The following is a 17380-nucleotide window of genomic DNA, read 5'->3' on the forward strand; positions in this document are numbered from 1 at the left end:
ATACAACGGGCCCGGCATCATCAAATGCCGGGCCCGTTGCGTTTTGCCAGCGCCTATTGGCTATTGTGCCAGTTGCAGCTTTTTGCCGTTGTAGTACTCCACGCTCAGGAAACCGAATTCCTTGTTGAACAGGATGCGCTTCAGGTTTGTGGTTTTAGAGCTGTCGGTACGCACTACTTCAAACACCTCGCTGTAGAGGTTGTTGTTCACGGTAGCCGTGGGGTAGGTGGGCTGTGTCTCGTTTATCTCATATTCGCCTACTTCCTCTACCAACAGCGCCATGTCAAAGGTGTTGGGTCGCTTCAGGAAGAAAGTGGCCAGCCTGGGGTATTCCTTATTGGTGTCCTCGATGATGCTCACTGCCTGTATGTCGTACTGCTCGATGCAATTGTCCGTTACATTGAATCCTTCGCCGGGAACCTGGTCTGCGCGCAGCACGCTGGTCGTAAAACGCACCGTCTCGTTGTTCTCGTTCACGAAGCGCACCGTGTCGCCACGGTCGTATACCAGCCATTTAGTATCATCTTCTGTCACCTGGGTTACGGTGGTGTCACAATCTTTGCAGGAGGTGAAAAGCAGGGTCGCCAGCAGGAACATACCGGCCAATTTAAAAGGGTTTGTCATGGGTGAAAGTGTAATGTAAGTGAAAATCTAAATCTGATACTGCCGAAAGGCACGTGCCAGCGGCTGTCGCTACCGGTAAGAGGCCTTTTGGGAACAGATGGTTGCAAGCCTGTGCAAAAATAGTCAATTTAGGTAATTGGAAAGCTATGGATTGGCTACCCGTTTCAAGGTCCGTCCTCTGAAGAACTCCACCTGCAGGAAGCCGAACTCCCGGTTGAACAGGATGCGCTTCACATCGCTGCCCGTGCTATCGGCGGCGGCCACGTCAAACACATTGGTGTAAGTGAAGCCATTCACCGGCAGGCTCGCGTGCTGGGGCGTATTTACATCAGGAATCAGCAGAGTGCCGCGTCCGGCCACTGCCAGGCTCACCTGTATATCATTCGGACGCCGCTGCGCAATCACGGTCAAGGCCGGGAACCGACGGGGAGTGTCTGCCTGCTGCATCACGCTTACGCGGCGTGTGTCGTACTGCTCAATGCAGGCGTCGGTCACGTCAAATCCTTCGCCGGGTACGGGCTCAGAACTTGTCCTGACGTTGACGAAGGTATAGACGGTGTCGTTTTCGGCCAGCATCTGCAGGGAGTCCTGCGCAGCGTACACCGTCCAAGTGCTATCGCCGTTCTCGAACTGGCTCACGCTGGTGCTGCAGTCGTTGCAGGCGCTGAAAAGCAGGAGGCAGGCAGCTGCCGTCAACCCGGAAACGGTGGCGCGTATTCTTCCCATAAAGGTATAACGTGATTTACTTTACAAATAAAGCACAATAGCCGGGAAAAGCCTATACCTGTAGCCGTTTTACTCGACCAGGTGCGAAGGTGTGTTAGCTAATCTCTGCTGCTTTGGTGCCGGCTCATGTAGTGCTCTACGCCTTTGCGGCCGCTCTCCAGGAGCGTCGCCTTCTCCTGCTCGCTCAGTTTGCGCACCCGCGCGCTGAAGCCCATTGTGCTCACGTAGATGGTGCGGTTGTAGTCCTGCTGCGTCAGGTTGTGCCGGTTTAGGTTCTCTTTCACAATGGTATAGAAGGCGTTCATGTAATCCCCGAACTTCTGGATGTCGTACGGCGCCAGGCCCGCCTGCTTCTCATCGTAGGCGATTTGCTCGTCGCGGTCCAGGCGCAGCCCCAGGGTCTGTGGGTTGTAGCACGTGCCGGAGCCATCCTGCATGTTTGTGGAATCCTGGCAGGCAACGTCCAGGTAGCGGGCGTGGTCAAAGACCTCAATGGGGAAGTTGGCCAGGATGCCGCCATCCACCAGCACATCCACCTGCTGGCCGGGCGCGGGTTTGGTCACGATGTTGCCTTGCTTGTCAAGCAGAACGGCGCGGTAATACAAAGGTATGGACATGGAGATGCGCACGGCGTGCTTCACCTGCATGTTGGGGAAGGTCTCGTGCGAGAACACCATCACCCGCTGTTCCGTCAGGTTGGTGCCCGTCACATACAGGTCCCGGAAACCTTTCTGGCCGGTGAGGGCGTGCAGTTGCGCGAAGGTGATGTCGGCGTTGCCCGTCTTTTGTTCCAGTTGCGCACCCAGCCACTCGGTGAACTTGTCGCCGCGGTACCAGCCGTATTGCTTGAAAAGGCGGTTGGTGCCGCCGAAGAAGATGAACTTGCCATCGTTGAACTGCTGCAAGGGTGTGCGGAACGTGATGTCGGTGATTTCATTGGGGGTATAGCCAACGGCGAGAAGCGCTGCCTGAATGGCGCCTGCCGAGGTGCCCGCTACCCGCTCTATACCCGGCAGGATGTTGCGCTGCTCCAGTTCCTGAAGGGCACCGCCATACGCAATGCCCCGTACGCCGCCTCCCTCCATCACCAGGTTCCGGAAAGTGGGCTCCTGCTGCGCCGTGGCAGCCTGAAAAACCGAGAGCAAAAAGAAAACCGCACTTAAGAACCTTTTCATACGCATGCTGCACAGGCAGTAGATTTATGCGAAGGTACTTAATTGCGGTTTATGAAAACAGGTGCAGGTATACCTTACCTCTCCCGTGACCTGACCAGTACTGGATCTGGCTTGAGCGATGGCCTGAACACAAGCCACAGCACGGTTCCGAAAATCGTTCCTGTCATGAAGGTAGGTATGACTACCACCCAGCCCATGATGCCTCTGCTTTCCGCGTCATGGTACACCCAGGTGAGGATGAAAACGACGAGCAGCGAATAGAGCGCAAACGTCAGGAAAAACAATATACTAGCTATACTTAAACTTTCCATGATAATCGAATTAAATGGCACAAAATGAATGGCTTATGTGTAGCCGCTCTCTTAGTTAAACCATTCAGAGCGATTTTAGTTTTTGACTATTCCAAGATACCCATAGGATTGTTCTTGAAATACAGGTATATATATTGCACTATCAGACAATTTTAAGGTATAGCTCCTGCCTTTTGGATTGCACCGAAGTGGTTAAGGCGCAAAACTGTCCTGGTATACGGTACTTACCAAATGTCCAAATCAGCTGCAGAACTTGGGTGTAATGTATCTGGAATGCAAGTTCTATGTGTGAGGAAGCGATGAGAGGTATAGCGCCGTAACTATACTTGAACAAGAAAAGCCACCCCCAGAAGGAAGTGGCTTTTGCTCGGGGTTTATAGTATCCTGTTATTTCCTGATAATGATTTTGTGCGTCGTGGTCGCCTGGCCGGTGCTGATGGTGAAGTAGTAGATGCCAGAGGCCATACCTTCCAACGACAGCGCCGTTTCGTTGTTCGCCTCCTCAGCCGACAGTTCCTGCTGCCGCACCTGCTGTCCTTGGGCGTTCGCCACCGTCACCACTACCTTGCCTTCAGCCTGCTTCGCCAGCTTCAGGGTAATGCGGTTCTGCGCCGGGTTCGGGTAGAGGATGTCCTGTGGCTGTGCCGCTACAGCGGTTGCTACGCTAGTTTGGGAGAGCGTGCCGGCTTTGAGCACCAGGGTCTCTGTAGTCGCGCTAGCATCGCCTCCAAAACGGGAAGTCACATGGGCTTTGCTCGTTACCGTGGTCGGGTTGGAGACAATGTCTACGTCATCCACATACCAGCCCGTGGCACCTGTGAGCACATCAGAACCCATACGGAAGCGGATGAGCACGCTCTGGCCTTTGTAGGAACTCAGGTCGGCTATGGTTTGAATGTAACCGTCGCTGTTGCCGGTGAAAGCCGAGCCCACAATGGTAGAGGCATTGGTCAGCGGGATATTGCCGTTATACCCGTTCTGTGTCATCTTGCTGCCCAGGTTGCTCCAGGTGAGGCCTCGGTTTGTGCTGATTTCTACCACGCCGCCGTCAAAGCCGGCTTCGGTGGCAAAGCTGTGCCAGAAGCGGAGCTGGGCGTTCTCGCCTACCGTGATGGGCTGCGCCGTGATGAGGTACTGGTCGCTGAAGGCATCCGGGTCCACAGCAAACCAGGAGGTGGTGCCGCTGTGAGGGTTCTTGGTGCTCAGCTGCCAGTCGCTCAGGCTCAGGCCGCGTGCCGTCTTCCATTTGGCGCCGCCATTCTCCATGTCATCGTGGAAATAGACGGTGGTGCCGGTGCCCTTGTTCACCCGCACTTTGAAGGAGCGCTCAATGGTCTCGTCCTGCGCCATCTTCACCGACTTGAAGGTCACCACGCCGTTGGATAGTTTTGGAGCATCTTTCGTCGTCTCCTGCACAAACACGGTACCCTCAGGCAACGGGTTTGTGATGGTCACACCACTTACGGCTCCTTTCGTATCGTTCGTCACCTTGATGTTATAGGTCAGCACGTCGCCATCTGCCACCGGGGCAGGAGTGGCCTGCAGCTTGATAGCCAGTTTTGGCTCGCAGGAAGGCGGCATGTCGAAGGCCTCTGTGCCATCGGTCAGGTCATCGTTGCTGCCTTGGGTGGCGCTGTAGCCGAGGCCTCGCTTGGCGAAGGCCCGCCAGATGTGGCACTGGTTGGCACCACCGTTGTTGATGCGGTCAGCGGCCAGAATGGCGTCACGTGCATCGATAAAGCCGGGACTGCAGGGCTGCAGTTTCAGGCCATCCATCACCAGTTGCAGGGCGATGTTGTTGCCGCCTTTGCCGCTGTAGATATTTGGGTCGTAGCCATACTCGTCAATCAGGTTCCAGGTCATGTCCCACAGCATAGTAGCCCAGATGAAGCCCACACCGTGCGGCACCGAGATTTCTGGGTTGGAGACCATGCCGTAGGTATAGGGGTTGATGCCCATATCGGTGCTGTAGGGAGCCGGACGTATACCGCCGCCGTCCGTACCTTCTGACATCACATAAGTGCCAATGCCGCGCCGCTGTGGGCCGGTGTCGCCGGCCTTCATCGTCATGTACAGGCCGAAGAAGTCGCTCCAGCCTTCGCCACCCTGCTCAGCTCCGGTCAGGCATTGCGTATTCGGTCCGCCGGTGAGGCGTGTGGAGATGCCGTGTCCGTACTCGTGTGCGATGATGCCGTTGTCCAGGTCGCCGTCGCGCAGCGGAGGGACACCACCTTCGTTCCGCAGCGCGCCTGTCAGGCCCTGGCCCAGTGCGGCCTTCAATTTGTCGCCATCGGCTTTGCTGATCATGATGGCCGGTATAAGTACGAGCGCACCGGTCTCATCGCCCCCCATCGACATGGCCGGACCATCCTCGTTATTCACCACGATTACGGCTGTGGCACCTGAAGCCTGCGCGTTCAAAGCTTTGGAGATAAAGGAGCAATCGCCACGGTCTACCAGGGCGATGTTGCCCAGTATCTCCAACTGGTTGTTGAAGGGCAGCGGCACGGAACCGGCCGGTAGTTCAGGTGCGGCGTTGCAACCATTGGCCGGGTCAGCCATCACAATCTTTCCAGAAACCCCTGTCGCGGTGATGTCGGGTCCGAAGGCTGCCTGTATACCTGTATAGGAGCCCGCCACGGACGATGGCGCCGTAATGTGCAGCAGTGGGGCCGCCACCGAGGAAGTCCAGAGGTACATCTGCATACGGCCAGGTATACCATCCTGCAAGGTCAGGAAGTTGGCATTGTTGGTGCCGCCGCCGTCCTGGGCCTCCGCCATCACGCCATCCAATCCTATACCTTCGCCGGAGAAGTTGGTCTGCTGAAAGTTACCGCTGGCCTCGTCAAAACCGAACTGGTAGAAGACGTCGTGCATCAGGTTGTTCCAGTAAAACAGGTTGGTGGTGGCGGCTTTCACATAGGTATCGGGCTCCTTGGTGAGGTCCAGGGGGAAGTCAAACACCAGGTTGGCGCCACCATCAGGGCTAGTGCCGGCGTTGGCTCCCAGGCGGTCTTCGTAGGCGTGCACGTTGTTGCCTTTGGTGATGGTGTAGGAGAGGAGGCCGTCGTTGTGCCAGCCCAGCGGGGAGGCAGTCAGGTTTTCCTTGCCTGTCACCAAGGTTCTGTCGCCGTGGCTAGGAGTCTCAAACGGCACGTCGTATACCCGGTAGGAACCACTGGCGGCCACTGACGCCGCGACTACGCTGCGTGGCGCGAAGGCCTGGGTATAGAAATCCCGCTGGGCTTTCAGGCGCTCCTCTTTGGAGGCAGTTTTGCCTTGCCTGTTCTGTCTAGCGAAGGTTTTCGCCTCGCCCGGGGCATCCGTCACCACAGGCGTTCCCCAGTTGTCGTGAATCACCAGGTCCTCTTTCTTCAGCACATCACCGGTGGCCGCATCAATGCGCGTCTTCCAGTAGTGCTGCGCGTCCAGGTTGTAGATGTCCACCTCCCAGGCCAGGCGCACGTCGCCGCTCGGCATGCGCTGGTATACCAGCTTGGCAGGTATAGGGGAGAGCGAAACGCCGCCATCGCTGAGCAAAACTGCCTTGGCTGCAGCGGGAAGCTTGGCGTTTGGCGACTTTCTCTCTTTGATTTTGATGGGTTGTTTCACCTGTAACTTGAGGTGGGAAGCGGCGGCATTCGCGGCTTGCTCAGGGGAGAGGGAGGCCGCGCTGCTCTTGATGGCACCCCGCAGGTTGGGGATGAAGCGGTTGCCCATGTTGATGACATTGCCTTCTGGGTCTATGTTGATGTTGATGTTGGCATCTGCCACCTCGATGCCCTGGAAGCGCTGCCGCAGGTAGATGTGCGTCACGCCGTTGTTTTTGCTCACATACTGGTCTGTGACCACGTAGTCGGAGAGGTCTGAGGCATTCAGCTTATAAGTTGTCTTGTTCTGGTCGATGTGGCGGAGCGCTACATCCAGTGCTGACTGGGCGTCTGCTGTGCCCGGAGCCAGCAACAGAAGCAACCCCAGCAGGAACAGCAAATTGTGCGATAATCTTTGGTTCATAGAAGGTGAGTTAGAATTAGAGATGTTACATATGGTATTATTTGTTGGGTGTTACAATCTTAAAACTGGTACTCTTCTTTGCACTATGCTGTGGATAGGGTGTCGCACAGCAGCAGGTCGGTACAGGTATGCCCTAAGGGATTGCACGGGGTATAACCTGACCATTAGCGCCTGAATGTGCTACCTTTACGGAGATGGATTTTGCCAAGATGTATGTGTTATGACATCGTTGCGCGCTGAATTGTATGGGATTTTGTACCTTATTAAGGTATAGGGTGCCGTTCATGAACCAGAGCATACTGTAGCAGAACGTATAGGAGGCAAAATGCCTGCTGAAGGAAATCTGCTTTATAAATTGCTGTCAGCTTAACAGGATATGACAGGCAAGCAAAAGGGTTCTTGGAAATTATTCGCGATATATTAGGATTATTTATATTACTATTTCTGTAGATAATAAATTTACAATTGTACCAAATTAATATTCTGTAAAGTAGGTATAGAAATAGGATAGGGTGATTATTGTACTAAAAGTGTCTGAAAAATTCGAAAACAATTTGCTCCTTCCGTTGTTAAGGCCAGCTTCAGCGTGCGTACTGTCGCAAATGTTGCAGTAAAACCTCGGTTAGGTAGCTTCCACTGTGCGGACCGTAGAAGTTCATGGCCCGTGTCTCGTATTTCTGGAGGGGGTAGTGCTCATCAGGTGTGATGTAACCGATATAGCCGCCGTTGAACCCGGTTACCAGCACCTCTCTGCCTTGCCGCTCCGCCTGCTGCTTCAAAGCGGGCAGCAACTCCCCAGAATAGTCAGCGGGAACGCCCAGCAGGATAATCTCCCCCAACTGCAAGCTGCTGACATGGGCCTGGTACCTGCCAAACAAGCCATGGAAGAGGAAAGGGGCGAAGCGGAAGGTCTTGTTCAGGCGCCACTGTGGTTCTGGCAGCTCCAATTCATGTCTCGAGTAGCCAAGGGTGGCCGTGCTGTCCATTTTCACATGAGGCAAGGCACGACGTATAACATGCGCCAATCGCTGCCCTACAGCTTCCGTGCTTTCATGGGTGTCGCCATGGGGTGTTACTACCTGGTGACTGGCCACTGCGCCGGCTGCGAAAGCCGCAAAGTCCACGGTTTGCTCCAACTCGTCCACCAGTTCCCCCGGGTAATCCCGCGAAAGTACCGGCTCCATGGACGGCAGGATGGTGGGATGCGCCGCAAAGGTGCTGAGTATGGCTGTTTTGCCAGCAATCTGCTCTATTTGTAAGAAGCGCACGGTCGTATCCAGCCGGGCTCTGGAGCCAGTGAGGCGATTGGCTACCAATCGTGGAGCCCCGGCTTCCCCGTACCCGATGCGCGCCGGAAGTTTGTTCGCCCGCGCCTCCACGATGCTCTGCACAATCCGCGCCGTTGTCTCATCCACCAGTTGTTGGCTATACCTGCCGGCCAGGAGCCAGCCAGCCAGTTTTTTACCCCATCCGCCAAAGCTGCTGTGCGTATGGGTGGCAGTCAGGTATACCTGACCCGGCTCCAGACCAAGGGCGGCATACTCCTCTTCCAGCGCGGCAGCAATGGTCATGGGCACAATCAGCATATCCAGCGTCACCAGTACCGCCTCAGTTTCTCCATTATCAAAAGCGAAGGTGCGCACCCATACCGAGTCGTGCACCTCCTGGTAGCGCAGGCCTCGGCGTTTGCCGTAGCCCGCCAGCGGAGTATTGGTTGGCGGCGTGATGTTCACCTTGGACCAGCCCACCAGCAGGGAATCGCCATTAGAAACGGTAGGCGGCTGCTCCTGCATGGCCTGCAAGGTATGGCGGTAGTAGTCAGTCTGCTGGTATGGCGTGTGGTCGATGCGCTGACAGGACTGCGTCAGGCAGAGGAGCAGGCAGCCCAACAGGACGAACAGCCAATTTTTAACATGTGTGAGATATTCCAATCAGGCAAAGGTATAGAAAATAATAAGGAGCCAGACCATCAGCTTTTTAGGTGCCGCTCCAATTTACCGGGACATGTTGCTTTCGGTTTCAGGCAATATCAGTTAAATTTGACGTTTTCAAAGCAGGCTATACCTGCCGGAGCAGGTGTGCGGGAGAAACTGCGGGGAGGCTGCTATACCTTGCCATCACAAACTCCATTTTGATTTCTGATTATCCTTTATTGCTATACATGGAATTGAATCTTGACCATTTGTTGAAAATTGCCACTGAGCTGTCCATCACCATCAAGCAGGTGGAGGCTACGGCAACCTTATTGGACGAAGGCGCCACCGTGCCCTTCATCTCCCGTTACCGAAAAGAGGCGACAGGCTCGCTGGACGAAGTTCAGGTAGCCGCCATACGTGACCGGCTGGAGCAGCTGCGTGAGCTGGACAAGCGCCGCGAAAGCATCCTGAAGTCCATCCGCGACCAGGAGAAGCTCACGCCGGAACTGGAAGCCCGCATCATGGCCGCCGAAACCATGGCCGTGCTGGAGGACATCTACCTGCCGTACAAGCCGAAACGCCGCACCCGCGCCACCATCGCCCGCGAAAAAGGGCTGGAGCCGCTGGCGCAACTGCTGTTCGAGCAGAACAATATGGACGTGGCCGCCGAGGCTGCCAACTTCATCTCCGAAGAGAAGGAAGTGAAAGACGCGGAGGAGGCCCTGGCCGGCGCGCGCGATATCATGGCCGAGTGGATGAACGAGAACGCGGAGGCACGCGCCACCATGCGCCAGATTTTCGAGAAGAAAGGCGTGTTCAAGAGCCGCGTGATGATGGGCAAGGAAGAAGCCGGTCAGAAATTCAAGGACTATTTCGAGTGGGAGGAGCCGATTGAGAAAGCCCCTTCGCACCGCATCTTGGCCATGCGCCGCGGCGAAACAGAGATGGTGCTCATGCTGAGCGCCCAGCCGGACGAAGAAGAAGCCATCTCCAAACTGGAGAGTATGTTCGTGAAAGGCAACAACGCCGCTTCGGAGCAGGTGCGCTTGGCGGCTAAAGATTGCTACAAGCGCATGCTCAAGCTGAGCATGGAAACAGAGGTGCGCCTCACCTCAAAGAAACGTGCCGATGAAGAAGCCATCCGGGTATTTGCTGATAACCTGCGCCAACTGCTGCTTTCCTCCCCGCTAGGTCAGAAAACCGTGCTGGCGCTGGACCCAGGTTTCCGGACAGGTGTGAAGTCTGTCGTGCTGGACAAGCAAGGCAAGCTGCTGCACAATGAAACCATATACCCGCACACCGGTCAGCATAAAGAAAGCGAAGCGGCACAGGCGGTACGCTACATGGTGACGCGCTTCGAGGTGGAAGCCATTGCCATTGGCAACGGCACCGCTAGCCGCGAGACAGAGGCCTTCGTAAAGAGCCTGAAACTGCCGTCTTCGGTACAGGTGGTGATGGTGAACGAGAGCGGCGCCTCTATTTATTCTGCTTCTGATGTGGCCCGTGAGGAGTTCCCGGATCAGGACGTGACCGTGCGTGGCGCCGTGTCCATCGGCCGTCGCCTCATGGACCCGCTGGCCGAACTGGTGAAGATAGACCCGAAATCCATTGGCGTAGGCCAGTACCAGCACGACGTAGACCAGTCGGCCCTCAAGCACTCGCTGGATGACGTAGTGATGAGCTGTGTAAACGCCGTTGGTGTGGAAGTGAACACTGCCAGCAAGCAATTGTTGACTTATGTGTCTGGCCTAGGGCCATCGCTTGCGCAGAACATCGTAGAGTACCGCAACCAGAACGGACCCTTCAGCAGCCGTGCTGAGCTGAAGAAAGTGCCTCGACTCGGCGACAAGGCCTTTGAGCAGGCGGCCGGCTTCCTCCGCATCCGCAGCGCCAAGAACCCTTTGGATGCCTCGGCTGTGCACCCGGAAAGCTACCCGATTGTGGAGCAGATGGCTAAAGACCTGGGCGTAACAGTGCAGGACCTAATGCAGAAAGAGGAACTCCGCAAGCAAATCAACCTGAAGAATTACGTGACTGATAAAGTGGGCTTGCCAACGCTGCAGGACATCCTGAGCGAACTGGCCAAACCGGGCCGCGACCCGCGCCATACGTTTGAGGCCTTCAGTTTCACAGAAGGCGTGAACGAGATGAAGGACCTGCGAGAAGGTATGAAGCTGCCGGGCCTCGTGACCAACATCACCGCCTTCGGCGCCTTCGTGGATATCGGGGTGCACCAGGACGGACTGGTACACGTGAGCCACCTGTCTGACCGTTTTGTGAGCAACCCGCATGACGTGGTGAAAGTAGGGCAGAAGGTTGAGGTGACGGTGCTGGAGGTGGACGTGCCACGCAAGCGCATCTCGCTGAGCATGAAAGGCGACCCGAACGCAGCCCGACCAGCAGGTGGTGGAGGCGGAGCCAAGAAGGGCAACGCAAAGAAGGAGGAAGAGCCGATGGATGATTTCCAGGCAAAGCTGGCCAAGCTGAAAGGCATGTTCAAGTAAGTCTCCTCAGGTAGAGACTTCATCACAACCAAAAGCGCCCCGCCAATTGACGGGGCGCTTTTTTATTGGTTCTTTAGCAGAAACTGCGGTTATTCAAGCTGCTGTGAATCGCTGCTTATTACAGCACCACCAGTCTTTGCGTTAGCCTGGCTCCGCGCATCTCCAACCTGACGTAATAGACTCCCTGCCCAAACGAGTTGAGGTCCAGTTCGAGGCTGCGAGAGGAGCCTGAGAGCGTCTGGTCAAGGATGGGCTGTCCCATGGCATCGTGCACCAGCAGGCGGAAGGTGAAGGGGAGCGGCGGGAAAGTAACCGTGAAGCGCCCGTCCGTGCTGGGGTTCGGGTATATCTTGATAGGACCTACATGTATGGTTTTGGCCACCGGCTTTTTCTTGTCGGTAACCTCTATGGTCTGTTGCTGCATAGCGGTCATACCGGATTCGCTGGAGGCCCGTAGCGTAACCGTGTAAGTACCTGGGCTGCTGTAGGTATGGGTGGGGGACTCCTCGTTGCTGCCACTGCCGTCGCCAAAGGTCCAGTAATAGAGTACGGCGTCTTCTGTGCTGTTACTGAAGTCTACGGTCAGATTGTTGATGGAACTGGTGAAACTGACAGCAGGGGGAGAACCTGTCACAGGAAGATTGACGATGTCTGCATCATATATTTGCTTCAAGGAGATGTCTTCGTAGAAGAAAGGATTCGCCCATAGCGTGGTTCTCTCAACCGTCAGCAGGCCCCAAGGGCGCAGGTTGTCAGGGGCTCCATTTGGATAATTCCAGTGCGCGCGCATAATACTATGGAATGCAAACTCACGAGTGGAATCTACTTCGTCAGGATGAGGCAGCCCGAATGCGTGGCCCAGTTCATGTGCCATGGTGCCGTGCGGTACACAAGGCCACATGATGCCATTCGGGTCAGTGGGGCACCTGTTAAAATAGTTGAACTCTGGAAAATTCTCAACTGCAGTTGTTGCGACGCCACAATAACCATCACATGCCTGCATTCCCTCGCCCAAACCGTCAGCTCGGCCAGATTTTATCCAAAGGCTTGCTACAATTCCAGGTTGCCAAATTGGATGTCCCTGGGCAGCCATTTCGTCAGTGATTTTAAAAAACCAGGAGTCTTGATAGTAGCTCGTGTTTTCTAAAGCTCTATACACCATCACCGTGTCCGGGAAAGCGAAGGTATAGGTGACTCCTCCTGTGTTTATCTGGAACCAGGCCTGTATATCGCGGGTGGCATTCCGGATGGCGTCGTATTCTGCCTGAACGTATTCCGCATCCTTAGGTACCACATAGTAAACAGCCACCTTATTTTCTGTCAGGGCAATTTGGGCCTGCCGCAAATTGTACTGCACGTTTGGCTGCATCTTAGGCTTGCAATCCAGTGATGGAGGAGTCCGCTGTGCTACAAGCGGAATAGCGGAAGTGCTGATGAAGAAAAGGAGTGTAAGTAAAAGATTTTTCATCGTGTCTTGGATTGAAATTGAAAGTCAACGCGAGGAAATCAGAAATGGCAATGCATTGCATTGAAAAGAAGAGACGGAGGAGGATTTCAATTCAGCCTAGATGCTGAGGGATATAATTTTTGTACGTAGTATTTATGAATTAAATAAGTTGACATATGAATTAATGGTTAAGGGACTGTTCGTGTAGCTGACCGGTATTCAAAAAGGGGCAGGCGGAAACTGCTATTTATCTGGCGGGTGTAGTTGGGGAACAAAAATCTGTATGAGTAACAATATAGGTTATGAACCACGTATCCTTTAAAAAACCACAAGCTATGGATACATACAACCCCAATTACTCAAAGCTGCTCCGCACGGAGCACATCTTTCCGCCAGCCAGCGGGTCGAGTCACATCAATGTCAGCGTACCTGAGCGGACGCTTTCAGCAGTAGGAGGCGCCGCGCTGGCCTTAGTAGGGCTAAGACAGTCGGGAGGTGCCGGGCTGGCCATGGCTCTGGCCGGAGGAGCGCTGTTGTTCAGGGGAATAAGCGGTTTCTGCTTTCTGAACAAGGCCATCGGCCGCGACACCGGTGATGGCAAAGACATCGCACTGGACATCATCCAGACGATAACGGTGGAGCGACCGCGCACCGAAGTATACCAGTTCTGGCGCATGCTCGAGAACCTGCCCCGCTTCATGGAGCACCTGGAAAGCGTACGGCAGGACGGTCCGCAGCGCTCACACTGGAAGGCTAAAATACCTGGAGGTATCGGTACCGTTTCCTGGGATGCCGACATCATCAGCGAAAGAGAGAATGAGCTCATCGTCTGGAAATCGCTGCCCAACTCTGACATCGACAATGCGGGCGAGGTACGGTTCGCCGACTCACCAGACGGTCATGGCACCATCGTGCAGGCTGTGATTTCCTACAGCCCTCCAGCAGGTTCGGTGGGTGGTCTGGCTGCCAAGATGCTGAACCCGATGCTCAAGAGTATGGTGGAGAAAGACCTGCGCTACTTCAAGCGTTTCATGGAGACAGGTCAGGACCGGCACAAGCACCACCAGCCACTCAACATGGAGTAGGTTTGTTTGTTAACTTACTGAGGCACTCAGAAGCGAAAGCCAGGTATAGCATTGCACTATACCTGGCTTTCGCTTTTAGCTACGGAAAGAGACTGATTTTCTGCATAAAATATAAGTAGGCTTGCAACATGAGAGCTTGGCTGGTGCGTTATTTGCTCGGAAGGGATAATATAAAGTTAAGACAGAATGATGCGGATAGGTATAGTTGGATTGCTGTTGGTGATGGCCCTGCTTGGTTACTCCTGCAAACAGGCACAGGACATAAAGGCATTCACGGAGGCACAGTACAGTCTGCAGGGAGTGTCGGATATCAAACTCAACGGCATTGACGTGGAGGAAAGGATACAGACGCGGCAAGGCTTCACACACGAGGAACGCGACAGCCTGCTGGCCACCATCACCAGCAATTCGCTGCAGGTGAGCTCCACGCTGGCGCTGCACGTCACCCTAAAGGATGCGGCGGAGGAAGAACGAAACCTGACCATTACCAAACTGAGATGGCTCCTGTTTGTGGATGGAGAAGAGGCGCTTGCCGGTACTATAGATGAGACCCTGGTGCTGCAGGAGGGACTGAACAAACTTCCTATCGAGACACCCGTGGGACTGGCAGAGGCCGACAGCCAACCCAGCTATACCGGTCTTTCGCGGCTCATCACATTGCTGGGTCAGCGCAGCGACATCCGGCAGCACGTCACCCTCAAAATCAAGCCTACCATCAAAACTCCGGTTGGCGACATTGAATCACCGGCCTTCATCACCGTAACCAAACCAGCCGCTGCCGTGGCATCTTTGTAAATGCTCAGGCAGGTATAGGTATACCTGCTATACCTGCGCATGATTGAGCGGGGCCAATTGCATGTTCAGCAAGTACACTACGCTCCATAGGTTATAGGCAGAGCAGACGTACTGGCCGCTGCTGTGCTCCGACTGAGGCGGCTATAACAACCAGAACCCAGGTGCTGTCAACCAATCCTGCAAGGCAGGTATAGAAAGTCTGATTCTGGCAAAGTAGTTGCTATCATACACATACCAGCGGCAGCCCAGTTTTCGTTTTGGATATGCTGTGGTCATCAACTTATGGAGAAGGGAAATAAAATGAATCAACTGAATAGGGCGGCTTTGGTATTAGGGCTGCTGCTGGCTCCGCTTTTCGCGTCGGTCGCCGGGGTGGCGCCTACCGCTGAGGCTGCCGAATATGTAGCCGCCAAAGCCGCACCCCGCGATATCATTGGGGAGATAATAGATGTGGTGGGCCTGAAGCCGCGGTTTGAGGTGCGCTCTGCCAACATCGAGAACGCAGCCGCTGTGATTTACAATGGCAAGCGCTACATTCTCTACAACGAGCGTTTTCTGGCGGCTATCAACAATGCCGTGCATACAGACTGGGCCGGTGTGAGCATACTGGCCCACGAGATAGGGCACCACCTCAATGGCCATACCTTGTCGCGCACGGGCAGCAACCACGCTGATGAATTGGAGGCTGATGAGTTCTCTGGTTTCGTGCTGCGCAAGATGGGCGCGAGTATAGAAGAGGCACAGGCCGCCATGAAAGTGCTTTCCGACGAGAGAAGCTCTGCTACACACCCGGGGCGCAGCTACCGGCTGGCCGCCATCAGCCGAGGCTGGAACAACGCCGACGCCCAACTGGTAGCCAGTGCCGGGGGGCAGCAACGCGAGCAACAGCCAATGGCGGGTTCGGCCCGCACGCAGCGGCCGGAGCGCGAGACAGTCAGAAGCCAACCTCAGACTCCTGTGACAACCGCCTCCCTAGACAGTAGGCTAGTATTGCGCAAGGTTGTCTTCAGCAGCGCTCCGCATGAGCAGTTCTTCCTGACCACGCGCCTGCAGTTGGTGCACATGACCGAAGAAGGTGCCCGGGTGGTAGGAAAGCTCGCCCGCACCAACAACCCAGATTTCCCTTTCTACTTTGAGAGCGAGTATCTGCAGGGGCTTTTTGTGACGGACGAGGGCGTGCTGGTGAATAAGAGAGGGCAGCGCGTGGGCTATTTCGGCTAGCCGATTTATTTAGCGGCATGCGCCATTTTAAGGGCCAACGATGCTGAGGAGTTATGTAGTGACTGTAGGAATTGTTAACTTGCAGCTTCGTTAAGCTACATAAAACTATGAAATCGTTCAAGTATTTTCTGCGTCTGGGACTGCTGACAGTTCTGGCTGCGCCCATGCTATCTTCCTGCGGAGACGAAGCCGACTGTGTGCGGGGAAGAGGCGATGTGGAGACCCGTGAGCTGAACCTGGATGCCCTGGATGGGGTGCGGGTGAACGGAAGCACCCGCGTATTCGTTAGACGTGGAGCTACCCAACACGTAGAGGTGAAAGGCCAGTCCAACGTACTGGATGCCCTCAGCACCGAGGTGCGGAACGGAACCTGGGACCTCAGCTTTGACCGTTGCCTTAGAAGCCACACAACAGTGGAAGTGTACATCACCGTGCCGGAGTTTACTGAGGCCGAGATGATTGGCTCCGGTAGGATTGAGTTGCAGGACCAGTTCGAGGCGAACGAGTTCAGAGCTGACCTCGATGGTTCCGGCTCCATCAAAGCGAACGTGGTGGCCAGCAAAGTGTCGAGCATACTCAGCGGCTCCGGCTCCATTGACCTGTTAGGCGAAGCCACTGTGCAGGAAGTGAATCTCTCCGGTTCCGGGAGTGTGAAGGCCTTCAGCCTGAGCACGCAGAACACCGGGGTGCAGCTGAGCGGCTCCGGAAGCGCCGAGGTCAACGCCTCTGATAACCTGACGGTGAGCATAAGCGGAAGTGGCAATGTGTATTACCGCGGTGACCCAACTATCCAAACAAACATAGCGGGCTCAGGCAAAGTGATAAAACGATGAGCCCCATTTATACCTTATGTCATACAAAACCAATTTTCTGAATATCCTTCTTCTGCTGGGCGTGCTGTTGTTCGCCCTCTCTTGTAGCACCAAAAATGACCTGGAGGCATTCAAGGAAGCCAAATACAGCCTGTCTGGAATCAATGAAGTAAAACTCAACGGCGTGAACGTGCTGGATAAGAAGCGGCCGGAGGACTTTTCTTTCGGCGAAGCCGCCCTGTTGTTCTCCGCTTTTTCTGACAACAGCCTGAATGCTTTTTCGAGCCTGGGGCTGAACGTAGAACTGGGTGAAGGCAGCCAGGAGCGCAGCATGACCGTGACCAAGCTGCAGTGGCAGCTGCTGTTGGACGGCAAGCCAACGCTCAGTGGCCTTGTAGATGAGCCGGTGGAACTTCGCCATGGATTGAACACCATCAATGTGCGCACGCCCATCCGCATCACTGAAGAGAATGGAAATCCCGGGTATAGCAACCTGTTGCGCCTGGTAACCCTGCTGACGAAAACAGATGGCACCAGCCGCCCCGAAGTACTGCTCCAAATAAAGCCAACTATTCAAACCGCGGTGGGACCAGTCGAGATGCCTAGTTTCATTGATGTGAAGAAGTAAGGTATAGCTCGAAAATAAAAAAAAGCAGTAAGGGCCAGCCAAACAGCTGGCCCTTACTGCTTTTTGATTCTAGAGGCAGCTGCTGAAATTTATGCCGAAAAAATTGTAACTATTATGCATGC

General features: G+C 54.9%; 13 protein-coding genes. 6 read left to right on the top strand and 7 right to left on the bottom strand.

Annotated features, from left to right (window positions below; translation table 11 throughout):
* Nucleotides 1–60 precede the first annotated feature (60 nt).
* The 6 genes from B051_RS0112570 to B051_RS0112595 form a co-directional block, all read right to left on the bottom strand.
* Complete coding sequence (locus B051_RS0112570) at nucleotides 61–624, bottom strand: hypothetical protein (protein WP_018478556.1); 564 nt, start codon at nucleotides 622–624, stop codon at nucleotides 61–63.
* Nucleotides 625–768: 144 nt separating this feature from the next.
* A complete protein-coding gene (locus tag B051_RS0112575) occupies nucleotides 769–1350 on the bottom strand; it encodes a hypothetical protein (RefSeq protein ID WP_157578845.1) in 582 nt (193 codons plus the stop codon).
* Nucleotides 1351–1448: 98 nt separating this feature from the next.
* Nucleotides 1449–2525 (bottom strand): patatin-like phospholipase family protein, encoded by a 1077-nt coding sequence (locus B051_RS0112580; RefSeq protein ID WP_018478558.1) that lies wholly within the window; start codon nucleotides 2523–2525, stop codon nucleotides 1449–1451.
* A 74-nt stretch (nucleotides 2526–2599) separates the two neighbouring features.
* Nucleotides 2600–2836 carry a hypothetical protein gene (locus B051_RS0112585; RefSeq protein WP_033316867.1) on the bottom strand — a complete coding sequence of 79 codons (237 nt, stop codon included), beginning with the start codon at nucleotides 2834–2836 and terminating at the stop codon, nucleotides 2600–2602.
* Nucleotides 2837–3223: 387 nt separating this feature from the next.
* Nucleotides 3224–6850 carry a T9SS-dependent M36 family metallopeptidase gene (locus B051_RS0112590; protein ID WP_018478560.1) on the bottom strand — a complete coding sequence of 1209 codons (3627 nt, stop codon included), beginning with the start codon at nucleotides 6848–6850 and terminating at the stop codon, nucleotides 3224–3226.
* A gap of 581 nt (nucleotides 6851–7431) precedes the next feature.
* Nucleotides 7432–8781: a neutral/alkaline non-lysosomal ceramidase N-terminal domain-containing protein gene (locus tag B051_RS0112595; protein ID WP_018478561.1), complete on the bottom strand. Its 1350-nt coding sequence runs from the start codon at nucleotides 8779–8781 to the stop codon at nucleotides 7432–7434.
* A 230-nt stretch (nucleotides 8782–9011) separates the two neighbouring features.
* Here B051_RS0112595 and B051_RS0112600 point away from each other — a divergent pair, with 230 nt between their 5' ends.
* Nucleotides 9012–11270, top strand: coding sequence for a Tex family protein (locus B051_RS0112600; protein WP_245539623.1), 2259 nt, complete (start codon nucleotides 9012–9014; stop codon nucleotides 11268–11270).
* A gap of 118 nt (nucleotides 11271–11388) precedes the next feature.
* Here B051_RS0112600 and B051_RS0112605 read toward each other — a convergent pair whose 3' ends face one another.
* Complete coding sequence (locus tag B051_RS0112605) at nucleotides 11389–12738, bottom strand: PKD domain-containing protein (protein WP_033316868.1); 1350 nt, start codon at nucleotides 12736–12738, stop codon at nucleotides 11389–11391.
* Nucleotides 12739–13052: 314 nt separating this feature from the next.
* Here B051_RS0112605 and B051_RS0112610 point away from each other — a divergent pair, with 314 nt between their 5' ends.
* The 5 genes from B051_RS0112610 (at nucleotide 13053) to B051_RS0112630 (ending at nucleotide 17258) form a co-directional block, all read left to right on the top strand.
* Nucleotides 13053–13802, top strand: coding sequence for an SRPBCC family protein (locus B051_RS0112610; protein ID WP_018478564.1), 750 nt, complete (start codon nucleotides 13053–13055; stop codon nucleotides 13800–13802).
* Between the two features lie 186 nt (nucleotides 13803–13988).
* Nucleotides 13989–14597 carry a hypothetical protein gene (locus tag B051_RS0112615; RefSeq protein WP_018478565.1) on the top strand — a complete coding sequence of 203 codons (609 nt, stop codon included), beginning with the start codon at nucleotides 13989–13991 and terminating at the stop codon, nucleotides 14595–14597.
* 300 nt (nucleotides 14598–14897) lie between these two features.
* Nucleotides 14898–15818 carry a M48 family metalloprotease gene (locus B051_RS0112620; RefSeq protein ID WP_071594895.1) on the top strand — a complete coding sequence of 307 codons (921 nt, stop codon included), beginning with the start codon at nucleotides 14898–14900 and terminating at the stop codon, nucleotides 15816–15818.
* A 107-nt stretch (nucleotides 15819–15925) separates the two neighbouring features.
* Nucleotides 15926–16651: a head GIN domain-containing protein gene (locus B051_RS0112625; protein WP_018478567.1), complete on the top strand. Its 726-nt coding sequence runs from the start codon at nucleotides 15926–15928 to the stop codon at nucleotides 16649–16651.
* A gap of 16 nt (nucleotides 16652–16667) precedes the next feature.
* Nucleotides 16668–17258, top strand: a complete 591-nt coding sequence (locus B051_RS0112630; RefSeq protein ID WP_018478568.1) for a hypothetical protein — start codon at nucleotides 16668–16670, stop codon at nucleotides 17256–17258.
* Nucleotides 17259–17380: the final 122 nt, after the last annotated feature.

It is taken from the genome of Pontibacter roseus DSM 17521, assembly GCF_000373265.1.
Classification (GTDB): Bacteria; Bacteroidota; Bacteroidia; order Cytophagales; family Hymenobacteraceae; genus Pontibacter; species Pontibacter roseus.

Bases quoted from the DNA above. Each gene is read 5' to 3' on its own strand.
- B051_RS0112585 (WP_033316867.1), bottom strand. From the start codon at position 2,836: ATGGAAAGTTTAAGTATAGCTAGTATATTGTTTTTCCTGACGTTTGCG.
- B051_RS0112580 (WP_018478558.1), bottom strand. From the start codon at position 2,525: ATGAAAAGGTTCTTAAGTGCGGTTTTCTTTTTGCTCTCGGTTTTTCAG.
- B051_RS0112590 (WP_018478560.1), bottom strand. From the start codon at position 6,850: ATGAACCAAAGATTATCGCACAATTTGCTGTTCCTGCTGGGGTTGCTT.
- B051_RS0112620 (WP_071594895.1), top strand. From the start codon at position 14,898: ATGAATCAACTGAATAGGGCGGCTTTGGTATTAGGGCTGCTGCTGGCT.
- B051_RS0112575 (WP_157578845.1), bottom strand. From the start codon at position 1,350: ATGGGAAGAATACGCGCCACCGTTTCCGGGTTGACGGCAGCTGCCTGC.
- B051_RS0112605 (WP_033316868.1), bottom strand. From the start codon at position 12,738: ATGAAAAATCTTTTACTTACACTCCTTTTCTTCATCAGCACTTCCGCT.
- B051_RS0112615 (WP_018478565.1), top strand. From the start codon at position 13,989: ATGATGCGGATAGGTATAGTTGGATTGCTGTTGGTGATGGCCCTGCTT.
- B051_RS0112570 (WP_018478556.1), bottom strand. From the start codon at position 624: ATGACAAACCCTTTTAAATTGGCCGGTATGTTCCTGCTGGCGACCCTG.
- B051_RS0112625 (WP_018478567.1), top strand. From the start codon at position 15,926: ATGAAATCGTTCAAGTATTTTCTGCGTCTGGGACTGCTGACAGTTCTG.
- B051_RS0112630 (WP_018478568.1), top strand. From the start codon at position 16,668: ATGTCATACAAAACCAATTTTCTGAATATCCTTCTTCTGCTGGGCGTG.
- B051_RS0112600 (WP_245539623.1), top strand. From the start codon at position 9,012: ATGGAATTGAATCTTGACCATTTGTTGAAAATTGCCACTGAGCTGTCC.
- B051_RS0112610 (WP_018478564.1), top strand. From the start codon at position 13,053: ATGGATACATACAACCCCAATTACTCAAAGCTGCTCCGCACGGAGCAC.